The organism is Lysinibacillus sp. FSL K6-0232 (genome assembly GCF_038008325.1).
Taxonomy (GTDB): domain Bacteria; phylum Bacillota; class Bacilli; order Bacillales_A; family Planococcaceae; genus Lysinibacillus.
The window spans coordinates 2,418,003-2,435,232 of record NZ_JBBOYW010000001.1; the positions used below are offsets into that span (position 1 = coordinate 2,418,003).

The following is a 17,230-nucleotide window of genomic DNA, read 5'->3' on the forward strand; positions in this document are numbered from 1 at the left end:
CACTCCTTACTCAGCTTTTACAAGGAATAATGGTTGACCGTATTCTACTAATTCTCCGTCTTTTACAAGCACTTCAACGATTTCCCCTTGTACCTCTGCTTCGATTTCGTTGAATAATTTCATCGCCTCTACGATACATACAATTGTTTCGTTGCCTACTTTGTCCCCTACTTTTACATAAGCTGGTGAATCTGGGTTTGGTGCTTGATAGAACGTCCCAACCATTGGAGATACAATTTTATGTAACGATGGGTCATTGGTTGCAGGTGCTGCAGCTGGCGCTTCCTCTACCTTAGCTGGCGCTGGTGCTGCTGGTGCTTCTACTGGTGCAGTTTGTTGTACAACAGGAGCCGCTACTTCCTTTTTAGGTGCTACAGTTTCTGTCACTACAGCATTATTTTTCTTTAATTTTACTTTTGCGCCATCTACTTCATAAACAAACTCATCAATGGAAGACGCATCGACTAATTTAATAATTTCACGAATTTCTTGAATTTTGAACATTTCTAACTCTCCTTCTGAAATAAAATCTACTACCACTAACTATTCTATATTTTTTCGAATCAATTTGAAATAGTTAAATGAAAATTAAGTAAATATGAACAAAATAAAAGGCTTTCTTTTACTAAACGAAAGCCTTTTCATAGCGCTGCTATATAACAATGTTTTAAAAGTAAACTAAATATTTGTACTTTTCTGCACTTTTTAATAATTATTAGCACTGAACTTTACTTGTACATCACTCGCGCCTTCCATCTCTGTTCTAACAAGATAAATAATTTCATTTGCTTGCGCCTTTGATAGTTCCTCCGCCATCACTGTAACAGAAATTTTTTCGCCGTCAGCACGAACAAATGCATCAGAATAACCTAATGATTTAATGAGCATTTCAAGCATCGCTTCTGCTGATTCGCGCTTAATCAGACCATCCATTTCATTAAATGCCTCGTTTTTCTCCTCAGCAGAATATTCCTCTGATGCAATTTTTTGAGTTAATTGCTCACGAAGCTGACTTCTTTCATCACTAACTTGCATACGCATTTCTTCAAATAGATGACTTGGTGAGGATACTTCTTGTGTGACATCGTTTGTTGCTTCCTGATCTGTTACACCTGTTACGGCTGTTTGCTGTAATGTATCATCCGTAAAAATAGTAAGCCCATTAAACTGCTTTGCTGGATCAACCAAATAATAGACTGAAATAACTGCTACTAAACTTAATAATGTCATAAACCAAACTGTTCTTCTACGTACGCGCATTTACTTTTCCTCCTTATTTTCCATTGGAACAATAATAATTCGATGAATTGGCAGCTGCATCACCTGACTCACAACTGCACGAATTTCATTTTTCACAAAAATATCGGACGCACCTTCTGACACAACTAACATACCTGTTACGTTTTTTGTGCCCTGCTCAGTCCCTCGAAAATATTGGCTAAATAGTTTATTGTCACCCTGCTCATCTGTCATCTCTCCATAATAAAAATAGACTTTGACCTCCCCAACACCTTCCATAGCCTTTAATGTTTGTTCCAATTTTTCTTCATTTGTGAGCGGCGATTGCTTGTCGTTTGTTGAATTCGTTTGATACATTGGTAAAATGATGAAAATTCCCACGGAGGCAGTTATAAGTATGAAAACCATCAATGACGTTGTTTTTTTGCGTGTCTTTTCCACATCACTTGTACATGGCCTCCTTTCATCTTCTCTTTTTCAAGTGTATGTACGCTTGTTTCTTCCTATGAATTGATAAATGGAATCTTTAATAGCAATTGTAAAAATACTAATGTAATGACCAATTTGGTGAGTGAAATGATATCTTTATCATCCGTTAAAAAGATAAATAGCTGGCATATAAAAAGCAATGCTACTAACAGAATCACTCTATCTCCCCCCTGCCATTACTTGTACAAACACAATCAGGAAAAAACAAGAAAACATAAATGAAAAAGCAATCAAAAATGATACAGCACATAGCGTAAAGAGTGATTTACTTACTTGATCAAGCAATCGACAAATATCATCAAAAGCAATCGGCTCTAAAATAGCAGCCAGCATTTTTAATGAATAGGCACTAACAATTAGTTGAATGGTTGGAATAAAGGACACTGTAATAACAGCGATAAAGGCACTAATACTTGTAATGGAGGATGTAAATTGTGTCATATGCTGAAACATGGAAAAGCTATCAACAATAAAAGACCCGACAACAGGAATATTTTCTTCAATTAATTTTTTAACAGGCTCTGCTACAGCGGCATTGACACTAAATGCTGCTACACCGCTTGCCGTCACTAATAGCACATAGCATATAACAGAGGCAGAAACGATGCTCATAATCGTAAAGCGAATCAATTCTGCGATACGTGTAAAAGATATTTCTTTCACAATGACACTGCATACATCAAAAACAATGGCAAAAAGCACGCCAGGAATAAGCCATTTACTGCTAACAATTGTAAGAACTTGTACAAAAAACAGTAAAAAGGGCTGCCAAGAGGCAATGGCTGTAATACTGCTGGATAGCAGAAAGCTTGACGTTAGAATCGGGTAGAATGCTGTAAATAAATGGGCTAGTCCTTGTGCAATTTCATCAATTAATGTAAAGGAATTAACAATAACAGGACCAATCGTTGCTAAAACAATTAGAAAAAAGAGTATCCTTGTCCCTTTTTCAAATGCTGGTATGACCATATTGACAATTAATATAATGACGACATAGCTGCATAACATGAGTGTCATCTTGAGCAAGAGAAAGAATGGGTCGATTAAAAACGATAGTATTTGCTCCTGCAATGGCCTCGCTCCTTAGTTTAGCCTTTGTAAAATAGACGACACCTCCTGTAGAACAGCCAAAAATTCTTTGAACCAATACATCAAAATCACAATCTTCGCTGCGGCAAAAACGATGTTCCCGAGCACTTTATAGTGATGCTCTACAAGCAGCAATGACACCCATTGTCCTACATAGAACAAACTAGCACTTATTAAAATCGCTTTTGCATAAGGCAGAAACGCCAAGGTTTCTAAAAGCTGCTTCATAAATGGCAATAAAAGTGTCGAGAACAACATGCTAAAAAGCAAAAATGAAAACATAACACTAATTAGCGCATGGAGTGGCTGTATAACTTCTTTTATCAGCAGTAATAAAAGCAGCATGACAACAGCAACAAGTACAATTTCCATCTACACTACCCAGATGATGTTAGCCATTGGAAAAATGTGAGAATTTCATTGAAAAATAGACGTAAAAAACGGAGCAGTTCTGCTGTCATATATAAGTAGGCAATAAAAAATAAGAAAAATGAGAACTCCTTCTTCCCTGTTTGATCAAAGAAAACATGAAGAAGCGCAACAACTAGTCCCACTCCAGCAACTCTTAATACGTCTTGTAATTCCATTCCTACGCCCCCTCGTGTACAGCAATATATGTTGCTCTACAAAAAAAAAGACCTCTATACATATGTATAGAAGTCTTCTTGACAAAAATTTTTAGAGTAGCTTGTCCACAATGCTTTTAACAGTGCCTGTTTGCTGAATGAGATAGCTTTTTTCTCCCATCCACATCGATAAATATTCAGCATTGCCTTGCTCCGCACTTTCCTTCCGAATCGTTGTTGTTAAATAGTGCTGTAATGGATAGGGCGCTACTGTTGCATCCTGCATCTGCTGTGTAAACGTGTTTGCTAAGCCTCTCGCTGGTTTGCCTGTAAATGCACGCGTAACCGTTGTTTGCTGTTCTTTCGACGCCAATACTGCATTTTTATACAATGGCGAAATTTCACATTCCTCTGCTACGAGTAAGGCTGTGCCAATTTGAACCGCTTGTGCTCCGTTTGCCAATGCTCTCTGAATGGCTTCTTTTGTCACAAGTCCACCTGCTGCAATAATTGGAATGGTAATTTGCCCAGCTACCTGCTGTAGTAAATCATCTAAAGGAATTAGTTCCACTGGTGCTGTCGTAAAGGAGCCTCGATGACCGCCAGCCTCTCCGCCCTGTAAAACAACCGCATCTACCCCTGCCTGCTCGACAAGCTTTGCCTCTTCTAATGTAGTAGCTGTACCAATTGTATAAATACCATTGTCCTTAAACTGTTGCAGAACCTCGGCTGATGGAATGCCAAATGTAAAGGAGCAAATGGCTACCTTTTCCTCAATAATCGCTTGCACCTGCCCTGCAAAAACTTCTTTGGACACAACACTTTGTACAGGTGATAGTCCTAGTTCATCATAAAAGGGTTGTAGTGCCATACGCGCTTGTTGTAAAACCTCAATATCAATTTGTGGCTCCTCTTGCACAAATAAATTGACTGCAAAAGGCTTTGTCGTTAACTTCTTTACTTCCTGAATAAATTGCTTTGTTTGCTCGCCATCTAAGTAACCCGCACCAACTGAGCCTAATAGCCCCGCCTCAGCACAAGCCGCCACAAATGTTGGTGTTGTTACGCCTGCCATTGGTGCTTGAATAATTGGATATTGAATATCAAATATTTTTTGTAACATGTCCCTCACTCCTTACTACTATTGTAAACACTTTTTCCAACGTTGACCATCTATCTAATGATAGAAAGCTAAAGGTTGTCGAGAAAAAAGTGACCGTTCCTCTATCCAATGGCACAATCCCCAATAGTTTTTACGTGATATGTATAAGAAAAAATCAATTATGCTCCATCTAAGCTTCTATTTGCCGCTATAGAGTAAATCTTTAATCCGTGTGGGTTTTACAGCTTGTCGCCTTCGCACAAAAATATTTGCTAATACGAGATAAAATAAAAGCCCACCCTTTTAGCAAAAAGAGCAGGCTACATATTTATATTGATTATGCACGAGAAACGTAAGAACCTTCTTCTGTGTTAATGATTAATACATCGCCTTGGTTCACGAAGAATGGTACTTGTACGATAAGACCTGTTTCAAGTGTTGCAGGTTTTGTACCGCCTGAAGCTGTATCACCTTTAATACCTGGTTCTGTTTCTGTTACTTCTAGCTCAACAGTGTTCGGTAATTCAACACCCAGCATTTCACCTTGGTAAGATTGGATATGCACTTCCATGTTTTCTTTTAGGAATTTTAATTCATATTCAATCGCATTTGAAGATAGCTCAGTTTGCTCATATGATTCTAAGTCCATAAATACATGCTCGTCACCTTGTGCATATAAATATTGCATTTTACGGTTATCAATTTGTGCTTTCTCTACTTTTTCACCAGCACGGAATGTTTTTTCATTCACAGAGCCATTACGTAGATTACGTAATTTAGAGCGCACGAATGCAGCACCCTTCCCTGGTTTTACGTGTTGGAAATCTAATACGCGATATAATTGGCCATCCACAATAATTGTTAGACCTGTACGGAAATCGTTTACTGAAATCATTTGTGTTCCTCCAAAGTTTATAAAATAATAAGTTCTTTTGACGAATGTGTCAGTCGTTCATTACCTGTTTCTGTAATTAAAATATCATCCTCGATACGGACGCCACCGATTCCTGGTAAATAAACGCCTGGTTCAATCGTCACGGCCATACCTGGCTCTAATACTGTATCAGAACGCATTGACAAGCCAGGGCCTTCATGTACTTCAAGACCAATACCGTGTCCTAAAGAATGACCAAATGCTTCGCCATATCCTTGTTCCTTTAAGTAGTCACGTGCAATCGCATCCGCTTGAATACCTGTTAAGCCAGGGCCAACTTTTTCAAGTGCCAATAGCTGTGAAGCAAGGACTGCATTGTACATATCTACTAACTTTTCAGATGGTTCTCCAACTGCCACCGTACGTGTAATATCCGAAATATAGCCATTGTAGAGTGCGCCAAAGTCTAATGTTACAAAGTCGCCCTTTTCAATTACTTTATCCGTTGCAACGCCATGCGGTAATGCTGAACGAAGACCAGACGCAACAATTGTATCAAACGAAGACTGAGTTGCTCCTTGTTTACGCATGAAAAATTCCAATTCATTCGAAACCTCAAGCTCTGTTTTACCGGGCTTGATGAAGCCTAAAATATGTGTAAATGCGTGATCAGCAATTTCACACGCAGCCTTAATAATATTAATCTCTTGTTCCGTCTTAATCAAGCGAATTTTTTCAATTAGTCCAGAAATCGGCACTAAATCAGCTTGAATAGTTGCTTTATACAGTTCATATGTGCCATAGCTGACAGTATCTTTCTCAAAGCCCAATAATTTGATACCCATTTCATTGACCTGTTTAGCAATTTCTTCAATAATTGTTGCTTCATGCTGAACAATTCGGAAGTCCTGTACTTGTGCAGTAGCCTGCTCTGTATAACGAAAATCTGTAATAAACACCGCATCATTTTGGGATACAATTGCTACGCCTGCTGTCCCTGTAAAACCAGTCATATAACGACGGTTATAGCCATTTGTAATTAAAATGCCATCGATGTTTTGTTCTTGAAGTGCCTTACGTAGCTTTTGTAATTTCAACATAATCAATTCTCCCTCTCAATAAATGTACGTAGTGCCAGCTCATAGCCTTTCGTACCTAGCCCGCAAATTTGCCCAAGGCAGGCTGGAGCAAGATAGGAATGATGACGGAAAGCTTCACGTTTATGGATATTCGAAATATGTACTTCAATTACTGGCACAGCAATCCCTGCAATCGCATCATGTAGTGCGATACTTGTATGGGTATATGCACCAGGATTAAAAATAATACCATCGTATTTTTCGTCCTCCGCTTCATGCACCCAATCAACGAGTACCCCTTCATGATTGGATTGACGGAATTCCACTGTAGCTCCTAAAGAAGCCGCAAGATTTTGAAGATTCTCCCGAACATCATCTAATGTTTCATAGCCATAAATATGTGGTTCTCTTTTGCCCAGTCGATTTAAGTTAGGTCCATTCAAACATAATAACTTCACGCTTCGATTCCCTCTTTCTATGTACTTGTCATTTATTTTATCATACACGGCGCATACAGCAACTAATTTCCTTTTTGTGCTGTATGCTCCTGCTGATGAAAATTGGCGGTTTCTAATAAAAAACGCAATAGACAAATTACAATCACGATAAATGGAATCGACAGCTTTTTAAAGGAAGAAAGCTGTAATGGTAAATCTAATGCTATCCACTCGATGGAAATCGTCACCAAAACTCCTAGTAAAAACGAGGAAAACACGGCTGGAATCACATACACATAGCGCATTGTTAAATATAAGCATAAGCCAATAATAAAGAGCAGAAAAATAAAAAGAGTCCACTGAAATAATTTTGAGCTTTCTTCAAACCAGTTCCACTTTTTATAAAAGCCAATTGGATGCCATTTAATAAGATGAAAATAATGTAGCCCCTTTAAGCACAACGCCAAAACAAAAGCGCTAACTAGGGCTGTAATCACGGCTACTCTCACAGTATATCCTCCTTTTCACATACAAATCATTGCCTAAAATGTATGATTAGTGTAGCCATATAGAAAATTTACTATGCGTAACTCTAGAGGTTTTTCACTAAATTTAGTACAATGATACAGTTGAAATATATAAAGAGAGTGGTGTTGGTCTTGAGCAATTCACCTGTATACGGGGGACAGGCACAATTAGAGGGTGTGATGTTCGGAGGAAAGGAACATACGGTTACGGCTATTCGTCGTAACGATGATTCTATTGATTATTATCATTTTAAAAAAGTACAAAAACCGATGTTACAAAAGCTTAAAAAAATACCATTTGTACGAGGCGTTGTTGCCCTTATTGAATCAGCGGGCCTAGGCTCACGTCATATGCAATTTGCAGGAGATCGTTATGATGTAACACCTGGTGAGGAAGAAGACCATAAAGAAGAAGGCTCAAAGCTTCAAATGATCTTAGGAGTTGCTGTAGTTGGTGTGCTATCCTTTTTATTTGGAAAATTTGCCTTTACACTGATTCCTGTGTTTCTCGCTGATTTTTTCTCCAAATGGATTGACAGCAAAACAGGACAAATTTTACTAGAAAGTGGTTTTAAACTACTATTACTATTAATCTATTTATACTTTATCTCTTTAACGCCATTAATCAAACGCGTATTCCAATACCATGGCGCTGAACACAAAGTAATTAACTGCTATGAGGCAGGCTTAGATATTACAGTAGAAAATGTCCAAGCACAATCACGTCTACACTATCGTTGTGGTAGTAGCTTTATCCTTTTCACAGTCTTTGTCGGCATGTTTTTATACTTCTTCGTGCCAACTGACCCACTATGGCTACGCATTGTAGACCGTATTTTATTAATCCCTGTTGTCCTAGGCGTTTCATTTGAAGTATTACAAGCAACAAATGCTTGCCGTAACCTTCCTGTGCTACGCTTCCTTGGCTACCCTGGTTTATGGCTGCAATTACTAACAACACGCGAGCCAAAGGACGATCAAGTAGAAGTAGCCATTGCATCCTTTAATATGCTACGTCAAGTAGAACAAAAACCTGAAATCGCAGCAACATTGCATCATGATTAAAAAACCCCGAATAGTGAACACGTTCATAAAACGTGTCCTATTCGAGGTTTTTCTTTCTTATTTTAATAATTGTCTAGCAATAATAACACGCTGGATTTGATTCGTTCCATCATAGATTTGCGTTACTTTTGCATCACGCATCATTCTTTCAAGCGGATACATTGTTGTAAATCCGTTTCCTCCCAGAAGCTGTACAGCATCTGTCGTCACTTGCATCGCCACATCTGTAGCATAGTATTTTGCCATTGATGCATATTTTTCCATCTCATCTGTCTGCCCGTCAATATGCTCAGTAGCCGCCTTTACTAACAGCTCTGCCGTCACAATTTTCGTGCCTAGCTCTGCTAGCATACCTTGAATCATCGGCTGTTCACTCAATGGTTTGCCAAATTGGTTGCGTGCTTTTAAATAATCGAGTGCAATTTGAAAAGCCCCCTTCGCAATACCAACTCCTTGTGCACCTACTAATGTTCTACTTCTATTGAATGTCTTCATTAATAGCTTAAAGCCAGACCCTTCACTCCCTAGCAGATTATCTTTTGGCACACGTACCTGATCGAAAATAACAGTACCTACACTTGATCCTCTTACCCCAAGTGTCCTTACACATTCACCAAACTCCAAGCCTGAAGCAGCAGCATCTACAATAAAGAAGCTCAACCCCCTAGTAGGATGCTCTCCTGTTCGTGCTAATACTAAATAAGCGCCCGCTTCTCCAGCATTTGTAATAAAACACTTTTCTCCAGTGAGAATATAGCTACCCTCGTCATACACTGCTTGCGTTTGAATATTCGCAACATCTGAGCCAGCTTGTTCCTCCGTTACACAAAACGCTCCCGGATACTTGCCCTCCGCTAATGCACGTAAATAATTAGCTTTTTGCTCCTCATTGCCTCCTAAATCTAGTAAACAAGTTGTTAACGCCTGTGTGCATAATAAAACAGAAGTTGAGGCACATACTTTCGCTACTTCTTCCACCGCCTGAGCACTTGCATAAAAGGATTGCTCGGAACCACCATATTTTTTGGCAATATGTAAACCAAACAGCCCTTCATCTGCTAATAAATGAAAGTTTTCATGAGGAAAGCTTTGCATTTCATCAACTTGTTGTGCATTAGCTTGTATTTTTTCAATAACATGTCCTATTGCTAGCATACAGAATAACCCTCTCCTTCTTATCCATTAATAATCATAAAAGCCTTTACCTGATTTACGCCCTAAATGCCCTGCCTCTACCATTCTCTTTAACAATGGGCATGGTCGATATTTAGAATCGCTAAATCCATCGTACAAGCTTTCTAATGCATATAAAGTCGTATCCAAACCACACTGATCCGCTAAACGTAGCGGTCCAATTGGATGATTCGCACCAAGCATCAAGCCTCGATCTACCTCCTCTGGGGCTGTCCCTTCCATCACAAGATATGCAGCTTCATTCATCATTGGTAATAAAATACGATTCACAATAAAGCCTGGATAATCCTGTGCAATAACGGTTTCTTTATGAATTTCCTTGCCATACTGCTGCGCACGCTTTAATGTTTCTTCAGACGTTTCAATAGATGTGACAATTTCCAACAATCTCATAATTGGCACTGGGCTAAAAAAATGTAGACCAATTACTTTCTCAGGTCTTTTTGTCACAGAGCCAATAGCTGCAATAGACAGGGAGGAAGTATTACTTGCTAAGATAGCGTTCGGCTGAACTATCTCATCTAGCATTTTAAATACCTCTTGTTTAATAGCTAATTTTTCTGGAACGGCTTCAATGACTAAATCAACATTTTTCCCAAGCTTTATATCTGATGTATAATGAATATTTGCATAAATTTTCTGCTCATCTTCTAGTGTATATTTTTCTTTTTTTAGCATTGATTGAATACTCTTTGTAATATAATTTCTTCCTCTAGCCAAATCAGCCTCTGTTCGATCTGTTAAAATCACCTGAAAACCAGCTAAAGCAAATACTTGCGCAATTCCACTTCCCATTAAACCTGCACCAACGACCATTACTTGTTGCTCCATATGTTCATCTCCTATTCTGCTAAGTTATCCTGTACATTTTTTATAATAACAGCGGCTCCCTGTCCGCCTCCAATACATAACGTTGCCAATCCATATGATAAGTTTCGTTTTTGTAACTCATGAACTAAGGACACGATAATACGAGAGCCTGAACTACCAACAGGATGCCCTAATGCCACAGCGCCACCATTGACATTCACAATATTAGGATTCATATCTAATTCTTTCATCACAGCTAGAGCCTGTGCGGCAAAAGCTTCATTTAGTTCAATTAAATCTATGCTCTCTAGTGTTAAATTTGCCTTTTCTAAAGCTTTCCGTGTAGCAGGTACAGGACCAATGCCCATCACACTTGGCTCGACACCTGCCGAAGCTACTGAAATAATTTCTGCAAGCGGCTGCAAATTATATTTCCTTAGTGCATGTTCCGAAACGATTAACATAATAGAAGCTCCATCGTTCAAGCCAGAAGAATTTCCAGCCGTGACAGTGCCACCCTCTTTTAAAAAGACAGGTTTTAAATTTTTCAAAGCCTCGACTGTCGTTTCACGAGGATGTTCATCCTTTGTAAACCATTTAGAGGGACTCACTTCAATTGGGACAATTTCCTTTTCAAATAACCCTTGCTGAATAGCATTTAATGCTTTATTTTGGCTATTGACTGAAAACTGGTCTTGTTCTTCCCTTGAAATATTGTATTGTTGTGCTAAATTTTCTGCCGTAATGCCCATATGATAGTTTTCCATTGCACAAATCAAGCCATCATATAATAAGCTATCTTCTAGATGCATAGACCCCATTTTTTTACCATCGCGACCGTCTAATAAAATATGCGGAACATTGCTCATGCTTTCTGTGCCACCCGCGAGTATAATTTCCGCTTCACCAGCTTTGATTTGTTGATAGGCTAACGACACCGAACGCATACCTGATGCGCATTGTTTATTAACCGTCATAGCAGGGATGGATTTTGGAAGACCTGCCTTTATCGCAGCTTGCCGAGCAGGATTTCCCTTCCCCCCTGCTTGATAGACATTGCCAATAATAACCTCGTCAATTTGTTCCAAGGGTATTTCTACATTTTCTATGAGCGCTTTTATCGTAGCAGCTGATAAATCAGAGGAATTGAAATATTTTAAGCTTCCACCAAATCTACCGACTGCTGTTCTTAAAGCTGATACAATATATACCTTATTCAATTTCATCCACCTACTCCCTCATTATTCTTTTTATGCTTTTCTAATTGCTGACGTAGCTCCTCTGGAATAGGCTCTGCTTTTCTAGTTGTCTTGTTAAAATTGACATAGGTAGCTGTTCCTCTACTACATAATTGGTTGTTTTGATACATTTCTTCCTCAATAAGATAGCTAGAGTTCCGAATTTCTTTGATATACGTATGGATCGTGACATCTTGTCCATAGTGAATTTCATTGATGTAATCAACGTTTAAATTAACGACAACACACTTCCAATTATCAAAGGATAGCGTAGGTGTAAAAATTTCAAAAATACCCTTTCGACCAGCTTCAAACCAAATAGGTACAACGGTATTATTAATATGACCCATTCCATCCGTTTCGGATACTCGTGGTGTAATAACTGTTGTAAACATAAGCACCTTCCTTATCTATAAAATTGAAAAAATATTATGTGAATAGTGTAAATAAAATAATTGCTAGGGCTGTGGCACACATCGTTAGAACGACGGCCATCATCGCAACAGGCAAATAGGCTCGTTTAAAGGTGTCATGACAAATATTTTTAATCGTTGTCACAATATAACCATTGTGAGGAAGTGATGCCAAGCCATCTGATGCCATAACAGAAACACGATGTAATGCGCCTGGATCAACGCCCATATTTAAGTAAATTGGCGATAAAATCGGAAGAGCAATTCCTAAACCACCTGATGCTGAACCTGTTAAACCTGCTATTAAATTTATACAGATTGCTAGGCTTAATAATGGCGGTCCTGGAATTTGTAACACTGCGTCTACAATTTGTGTAAAGCCAGATGTAACAGCCGCTACTTTCCCAAAGGCAATGACCGCACTCGTATTACATGCTGCCAAAATAGCATCATTTGCTCCACGCTCTAAAACTCGCCAAAAGTCTGTAATATATCTAAACATCGTTACACAGGCAACAACGATTGCCCCTAGTAAAGCAAAAATAGCTGCTGAGGTTGCGGAAAACATTTGTGAATACGTAACCATTCCAGCCACTACGACGACAATTGGAAGTATTGCTAAGAAGATACTTGGTAATTTCTCTTTTTCTCTTTCATTTAATTCTGCATCACTAGCATGTGCTTCGAACTTTTCGCCTCTTTTAACGGAGCGACTGATCGCAAAGTGTAACCATAAAGACCCTACTGCAAAATTAAAGATAGAAACAATCATTCCAATCCAAAAGCCTGAATACGGGGTTGTTCCAAAAAATTCTGTTGGCATAATGTTTTGAATTTCAGGTGAACCTGGTAAAAACATCGTAAACGTTACCGAACCAAACACCAAAGCTGCTGGTATAAACCGTCTTGGCAAATCGGCTGTTCTAAACAATGAAACTGCTAGAGGATACACAGCAAAACCAACAACAAACAATGATACGCCACCATAGGTCATAATAGCACAGGCTAATACAACAGCCATAACAGCGCCTTTCGGTCCAATCACTTTCATAACCCATGTTGCAATGGATTCTGCGGCCCCTGTTTCTCCCATCACTTTACCAAAAACAGCCCCTAGTAAGAAGAGCAAGAAATAGGATGCAAAATAGCCTGTAAAACCATTCATATATGTTCCCGTCATGGCTTCCACAACATCCTGACCAGACGTTATGGCTACAAATACACTCGCTATAATAGCACTAATAATGATGTTGATTCCTCGAACGGTCATATAAATCAAAATGGCTAAGCCAATCATTAACATAATTACGCTCATAGGTTACCTCCTTTTGTTTTTCCTATAGTATTTTTATTCTTCTACCTTCGTATGTTGATTAAACATTGGCTTTCTTTTTTCGATAAATGCGCCAACTCCTTCAAAGGCATCTGGATGTTGAAAGACATCATAGAATAGTTCTGCCTCATGCTGAATTCCTTCCGCTATAGAATGATCAGCGCCATACATCATAGCCTCCTTTATCTTGCTAAGCGTATAGCTTGACTTCATCGCCAACTGCTTCGCCCACTCCTTAGCACCAGTAAGCCCTTCATTGGAAGCGGTTACCTTATTGACTAAGCCAAGTGTAAAGGCGTCCTGCGCGTCAATACTTCCTCCGAAAAATATAAGCTCCTTTGCTTTCGACATGCCAATCAATCTTGGTAATCGCTGTGTACCTCCCCCACCTGGGAAAATACCTAAATTAATTTCAGGCAGTCCTATTTTTGCATGCTGTTCAGCAATTCGAAAATCACAGCATAATGCTAATTCACACCCTCCACCAAGCGTCAGACCATTTAATACAGCAATTGTAGGCTTAGGGAAACGATCAATATAATTATAGAGCTGATGATTTGCATAAACATGTCTATCCATCTGCTTATCCCCTAGCCATGTTGGAAATTCTTTTATATCAGCACCAGCCATAAACGCCTTTTGTCCAGCGCTTGTTAAAATCACAACTCTGATCGTATCATTTTTTTCAATTTGTTGGAAAGCATGCAATAAACCTTCTACAACCTTTTTTCCTAAAACATTTAATGGTGGATGATTGATTTGAACAGTTGCTATATGATTCTCTATCGTGACAGCTACTACGTTTGGATAATTAGCCATTTGCTTCATTCTCTCCTCTTTGTTGTAATTCCTCATCTACTAGCACTCGACGAAGTAGCTTTCCAGTAGCCGTTTGAGGAAGGCTCTCTCTAAATTCGATACTCCGTGGATATTTATAACTCGCCATCTTCTCTTTACTCCACGCAATAATGTCCTGTTCTGTGACAGTGCCAGCATATTCATCTTTCAATACAATAAAGGCCTTTACACTTTCACCTCGTTTTGCATCTGGAATACCGATGACAGCGGCAGCACTTACAGCTGGATGTCTTACGAGCATTACCTCTACATCTTCTGGAAATACACTATAGCCTGAGCATTTAATCAGCTCTTTTCTACGCCCTTGGAAAAATAGATGGCCTCGTTCATCGATAAAGCCAATATCACCTGTATGCAGCCAACCATTTTGAATTGCTGTTCGTGTCGCCTCTGGCTTATTCAAATAGCCTTTGAATACAGCAGGACTTTTAATCAGAATTTCTCCCAGCTGCCCGACTGCCATATCTTCATCCGTATTTTCAGGATTGACAATACGAATCTCTGAACCCGGTAATGGTTTACCATGTCCACCAGCTACAATATCATCAAGCGGCATAACTGTATCAGCCGTATGTGTTTCACTTGAACCATAGGAGATTTCAAAAATCGTAGCATCTGTTAATGCTGTCCAAGCACGCATAATATCTTCTGTTAACGGAATACCAAAGCTTGTACATTGGCAAATTTTTAATGTTGAAAAATCAATAGCTTGAGCATTTGGTAGGTTCATGATATCGACATTCATTGGCGTTACAGTATATGTAACAGAAATTTTATACGTTTCAATTGCCTCTATTAAAGCCTCCGCAGAGTACCTTGTTAAAATAACAATCGTTCCCCCTGTAAAAATAGGTACATTCACGCTAAAGAGCTTACCAGCAATATGACACATCGGCATTACACTTAAATGAATATCATCATGTTGAAAGCCATAACATGCTGCCACACCCTTTGTTTTATAGAAAGCGTTACCATAAGAGAGCATGGCACCTTTTGGCAAACCCGTTGAACCCGAAGTGTAAACAATTAAACAAATATCATTTTCCATATCAATAGCTATAGCAGGCACTTCGTCAATTTCTTGCTGTAAAATGCTCATTAAATCACATGTGCCCTCTATTTTTTCCTTTGAAATAATTGGTTCTGGAAATAAAGGAACTGGCTTTTCTGGTAAAAAATCTGTGTAATTGGTAACAATAATATGCTCTAAATCTGTTTGATCCTTTATATTTCTAACAACGCCATATAAATGGTCGAGTGTAACAATAGCCCTTGCCCCTAAATCCTTTATCTCATATTCCAACTCCCACTCTTTAAACATAGGGCTGCACGGACCTTCAATGGCTCCAATTTTTTGTATACCAAGACTGCAAATAATATATTGTGGACAGTTCTGCATATAGAGAGCTACTTTATCACCCTTTTTAATCCCTTGTTTTTGTAGAAATACAGCGAATCGATCCGATAGTTCGTCTAATTCTTGATATGAAATACGCTTCCCATAATAAATAATGGCATCTTGATGCGGGCGAATTTTTGCATGCTGACGTAAATTTTCATGTAAAGGTTGTTCTTTATATTGATTTATCAAATAAAACTCCTCCTTATGACTACGTATTCATTTTAATTTCTGCTCTGTACAAGTATTAATATATGTTTCCGTTTAGAAAAAAGTCAACAGTTTTTTGAAAATTAAATATTTTACAATTTCTTCTTTCTATATGTTTTCTAGCTAAAATGCAGCTTTCTACATTGACTATTTTTTTTCATTCTCCCCTCTATTTCTAGTGCTTATCATCAGGCGGCTGTTGTATATTTACGCTAATTCAACTATATTAAAATTATGAGAAGGAGGAATTTACCATGGTGTCATCTAAAGATGTAGCAAAGAAAGCAGGGGTATCACAAACAACTGTTTCACGTGTACTCAACACACCAGAACTAGTTAAAAAACCTACAATAGATAAAGTGATGCGTGCTATTGAGGAATTGAATTATATTCCAAATGCCAATGCTCGCTCTCTTGTACAAAATAAAACGAAAACGATAGCCCTTTTGTCTGGCCCTATCCATAACCCATTTTTTGTTGACACAACAACAGCTATTATTAACTATGCAAACGAGCAGGGCTATCGGGTACATGTCCAATATGTAGATGACGATCGCTTGCAAGAGGCATATACGTCTATTCTTGAAAATAAAGTAGATGGTGTTATTCTCTCATGCATTTTTTGGGAGGACCCAATGTTTTTTAAATTAAAGCAACTCGATATCCCATTTATTACGTACAATCGAAGACATAAAAACAATGAATTTTTTGTAGAGATTGATAATTTTTATGCTGGTTACTTAGCTGCTCAGCATTTGCTGGAGCTTGGACATACGGCTATTTCTTGGGTTGGTGGTCCACAAAATCGCAGCACATTCAAGGAGCGATATGCAGGGTTTTTAAAGGCGCTTGAGGATTATAATATCGCTAAAAATGATGATTATATTTTTACAATAGATACGTCGAAACAATCCATTCAAGGTCTCTTTCAACATATAACTTCACTAGGTCAGCAGCCAACAGGCATCTGTGCAGCAACGGACTCCATCGCTCTTCATTTACTCGATTGCTTCATCACAAAAAATTTAAAAGTACCAGATGATATCAGTATCATAGGCATTGATAATGTGGATTTAAGTAAGCATGGAATGATTCAATTAACAACAGTCGGTAGCATTTTAGAAGAGAATTTAGGATTTTTAGCTATTAAAGAATTGTTTGAAATGATTGAAAATAAAAAAAATAGTTGCGTTCGTATTACAAAGCCTGTTAAAGTATTTAATAGGCGCACAACAGGTGCCCCAAAACAAACTATTAAATAGTTTGTTTCTTTTTATCATCGAATGAATACGTAACCATTTTTATTTT

General features: G+C 38.4%; 21 protein-coding genes. 2 read left to right on the plus strand and 19 right to left on the minus strand.

The features are described 5' to 3' along the window. Positions 1-6: 6 nt before the first annotated feature. The 12 genes from accB to MHB42_RS11835 form a co-directional block, all read right to left on the minus strand. On the minus strand, positions 7-504 hold the full coding sequence (accB, locus tag MHB42_RS11780) for an acetyl-CoA carboxylase biotin carboxyl carrier protein (RefSeq protein ID WP_340806347.1): 498 nt from the start codon (positions 502-504) through the stop codon (positions 7-9). A gap of 201 nt (positions 505-705) precedes the next feature. After that, positions 706-1,260, minus strand: a complete 555-nt coding sequence (locus MHB42_RS11785) for a SpoIIIAH-like family protein (protein ID WP_340806348.1) — start codon at positions 1,258-1,260, stop codon at positions 706-708. Then, a complete protein-coding gene (locus tag MHB42_RS11790; RefSeq protein ID WP_340808583.1) occupies positions 1,261-1,647 on the minus strand; it encodes a hypothetical protein in 387 nt (128 codons plus the stop codon). It lies immediately after the preceding gene. 95 nt (positions 1,648-1,742) lie between these two features. Beyond that, positions 1,743-1,886, minus strand: coding sequence for a hypothetical protein (locus MHB42_RS11795; RefSeq protein WP_340806349.1), 144 nt, complete (start codon positions 1,884-1,886; stop codon positions 1,743-1,745). A 1-nt stretch (position 1,887) separates the two neighbouring features. Next, positions 1,888-2,799 (minus strand): stage III sporulation protein AE, encoded by a 912-nt coding sequence (locus tag MHB42_RS11800; RefSeq protein ID WP_340806351.1) that lies wholly within the window; start codon positions 2,797-2,799, stop codon positions 1,888-1,890. A 12-nt stretch (positions 2,800-2,811) separates the two neighbouring features. After that, a complete protein-coding gene (locus MHB42_RS11805) occupies positions 2,812-3,189 on the minus strand; it encodes a hypothetical protein (RefSeq protein WP_340806352.1) in 378 nt (125 codons plus the stop codon). A gap of 5 nt (positions 3,190-3,194) precedes the next feature. Further along, positions 3,195-3,404 carry a hypothetical protein gene (locus MHB42_RS11810; RefSeq protein ID WP_012295089.1) on the minus strand — a complete coding sequence of 70 codons (210 nt, stop codon included), beginning with the start codon at positions 3,402-3,404 and terminating at the stop codon, positions 3,195-3,197. 91 nt (positions 3,405-3,495) lie between these two features. Further along, a complete protein-coding gene (locus tag MHB42_RS11815) occupies positions 3,496-4,506 on the minus strand; it encodes an NAD(P)H-dependent flavin oxidoreductase (RefSeq protein ID WP_340806364.1) in 1,011 nt (336 codons plus the stop codon). A gap of 316 nt (positions 4,507-4,822) precedes the next feature. Beyond that, positions 4,823-5,380 (minus strand): elongation factor P, encoded by a 558-nt coding sequence (gene efp / locus MHB42_RS11820; RefSeq protein WP_340806366.1) that lies wholly within the window; start codon positions 5,378-5,380, stop codon positions 4,823-4,825. A 17-nt stretch (positions 5,381-5,397) separates the two neighbouring features. Next, entirely contained in the window at positions 5,398-6,459 is a 1,062-nt protein-coding gene (locus tag MHB42_RS11825; RefSeq protein WP_340806367.1) for a M24 family metallopeptidase, read from the minus strand. 2 nt (positions 6,460-6,461) lie between these two features. Next, positions 6,462-6,896 carry a type II 3-dehydroquinate dehydratase gene (gene aroQ, locus MHB42_RS11830; protein WP_340806368.1) on the minus strand — a complete coding sequence of 145 codons (435 nt, stop codon included), beginning with the start codon at positions 6,894-6,896 and terminating at the stop codon, positions 6,462-6,464. 62 nt (positions 6,897-6,958) lie between these two features. Next, entirely contained in the window at positions 6,959-7,384 is a 426-nt protein-coding gene (locus tag MHB42_RS11835; protein ID WP_340806370.1) for a hypothetical protein, read from the minus strand. 111 nt (positions 7,385-7,495) lie between these two features. On the opposite strand from MHB42_RS11835, the gene MHB42_RS11840 reads away from it, so the two are divergent. Continuing rightward, positions 7,496-8,467 carry a DUF1385 domain-containing protein gene (locus MHB42_RS11840; protein ID WP_340806372.1) on the plus strand — a complete coding sequence of 324 codons (972 nt, stop codon included), beginning with the start codon at positions 7,496-7,498 and terminating at the stop codon, positions 8,465-8,467. Between the two features lie 57 nt (positions 8,468-8,524). Here MHB42_RS11840 and MHB42_RS11845 read toward each other — a convergent pair whose 3' ends face one another. Genes MHB42_RS11845 through MHB42_RS11875 form a run of 7 tightly spaced genes read right to left on the minus strand, consistent with a single transcriptional unit; the run spans position 8,525 to position 15,904 of the window. Then, on the minus strand, positions 8,525-9,622 hold the full coding sequence (locus MHB42_RS11845) for an acyl-CoA dehydrogenase family protein (protein WP_340806374.1): 1,098 nt from the start codon (positions 9,620-9,622) through the stop codon (positions 8,525-8,527). A 27-nt stretch (positions 9,623-9,649) separates the two neighbouring features. Continuing rightward, on the minus strand, positions 9,650-10,492 hold the full coding sequence (locus MHB42_RS11850) for a 3-hydroxyacyl-CoA dehydrogenase family protein (protein WP_340806376.1): 843 nt from the start codon (positions 10,490-10,492) through the stop codon (positions 9,650-9,652). 11 nt (positions 10,493-10,503) lie between these two features. Then, positions 10,504-11,697 carry a thiolase family protein gene (locus MHB42_RS11855; RefSeq protein ID WP_340806378.1) on the minus strand — a complete coding sequence of 398 codons (1,194 nt, stop codon included), beginning with the start codon at positions 11,695-11,697 and terminating at the stop codon, positions 10,504-10,506. Next, on the minus strand, positions 11,694-12,104 hold the full coding sequence (locus MHB42_RS11860; protein WP_340806379.1) for an acyl-CoA thioesterase: 411 nt from the start codon (positions 12,102-12,104) through the stop codon (positions 11,694-11,696). Before MHB42_RS11860 ends, MHB42_RS11855 begins: the two co-directional genes overlap by 4 nt. 34 nt (positions 12,105-12,138) lie before the next feature. Continuing rightward, entirely contained in the window at positions 12,139-13,437 is a 1,299-nt protein-coding gene (locus MHB42_RS11865; protein WP_340806380.1) for a GntP family permease, read from the minus strand. A gap of 33 nt (positions 13,438-13,470) precedes the next feature. Continuing rightward, positions 13,471-14,274, minus strand: a complete 804-nt coding sequence (locus MHB42_RS11870) for an enoyl-CoA hydratase/isomerase family protein (RefSeq protein WP_340806382.1) — start codon at positions 14,272-14,274, stop codon at positions 13,471-13,473. After that, the gene (locus MHB42_RS11875; RefSeq protein ID WP_340806383.1) at positions 14,267-15,904 is read right to left on the minus strand and encodes an AMP-binding protein; all 1,638 of its coding nucleotides are present in this window, start codon (positions 15,902-15,904) and stop codon (positions 14,267-14,269) included. The genes MHB42_RS11870 and MHB42_RS11875 overlap by 8 nt, the downstream gene beginning before the upstream one ends. 272 nt (positions 15,905-16,176) lie before the next feature. On the opposite strand from MHB42_RS11875, the gene MHB42_RS11880 reads away from it, so the two are divergent. Then, on the plus strand, positions 16,177-17,184 hold the full coding sequence (locus MHB42_RS11880) for a LacI family DNA-binding transcriptional regulator (protein ID WP_340806384.1): 1,008 nt from the start codon (positions 16,177-16,179) through the stop codon (positions 17,182-17,184). Positions 17,185-17,230: the final 46 nt, after the last annotated feature.

Excerpts from the sequence above, each read along its gene's own strand:
- MHB42_RS11845 (WP_340806374.1), bottom strand. The coding sequence starts at position 9,622 with ATGCTAGCAATAGGACATGTTATTGAAAAAATACAAGCTAATGCACAA.
- MHB42_RS11850 (WP_340806376.1), bottom strand. The coding sequence starts at position 10,492 with ATGGAGCAACAAGTAATGGTCGTTGGTGCAGGTTTAATGGGAAGTGGA.
- MHB42_RS11805 (WP_340806352.1), bottom strand. The coding sequence starts at position 3,189 with ATGGAAATTGTACTTGTTGCTGTTGTCATGCTGCTTTTATTACTGCTG.
- efp (WP_340806366.1), bottom strand. The coding sequence starts at position 5,380 with ATGATTTCAGTAAACGATTTCCGTACAGGTCTAACAATTATTGTGGAT.
- MHB42_RS11785 (WP_340806348.1), bottom strand. The coding sequence starts at position 1,260 with ATGCGCGTACGTAGAAGAACAGTTTGGTTTATGACATTATTAAGTTTA.
- MHB42_RS11865 (WP_340806380.1), bottom strand. The coding sequence starts at position 13,437 with ATGAGCGTAATTATGTTAATGATTGGCTTAGCCATTTTGATTTATATG.
- MHB42_RS11825 (WP_340806367.1), bottom strand. The coding sequence starts at position 6,459 with ATGTTGAAATTACAAAAGCTACGTAAGGCACTTCAAGAACAAAACATC.
- MHB42_RS11855 (WP_340806378.1), bottom strand. The coding sequence starts at position 11,697 with ATGAAATTGAATAAGGTATATATTGTATCAGCTTTAAGAACAGCAGTC.
- MHB42_RS11815 (WP_340806364.1), bottom strand. The coding sequence starts at position 4,506 with ATGTTACAAAAAATATTTGATATTCAATATCCAATTATTCAAGCACCA.
- MHB42_RS11790 (WP_340808583.1), bottom strand. The coding sequence starts at position 1,647 with ATGGTTTTCATACTTATAACTGCCTCCGTGGGAATTTTCATCATTTTA.
- MHB42_RS11860 (WP_340806379.1), bottom strand. The coding sequence starts at position 12,104 with ATGTTTACAACAGTTATTACACCACGAGTATCCGAAACGGATGGAATG.
- MHB42_RS11840 (WP_340806372.1), top strand. The coding sequence starts at position 7,496 with ATGATACAGTTGAAATATATAAAGAGAGTGGTGTTGGTCTTGAGCAAT.
- MHB42_RS11810 (WP_012295089.1), bottom strand. The coding sequence starts at position 3,404 with ATGGAATTACAAGACGTATTAAGAGTTGCTGGAGTGGGACTAGTTGTT.
- accB (WP_340806347.1), bottom strand. The coding sequence starts at position 504 with ATGTTCAAAATTCAAGAAATTCGTGAAATTATTAAATTAGTCGATGCG.
- MHB42_RS11880 (WP_340806384.1), top strand. The coding sequence starts at position 16,177 with ATGGTGTCATCTAAAGATGTAGCAAAGAAAGCAGGGGTATCACAAACA.
- MHB42_RS11870 (WP_340806382.1), bottom strand. The coding sequence starts at position 14,274 with ATGGCTAATTATCCAAACGTAGTAGCTGTCACGATAGAGAATCATATA.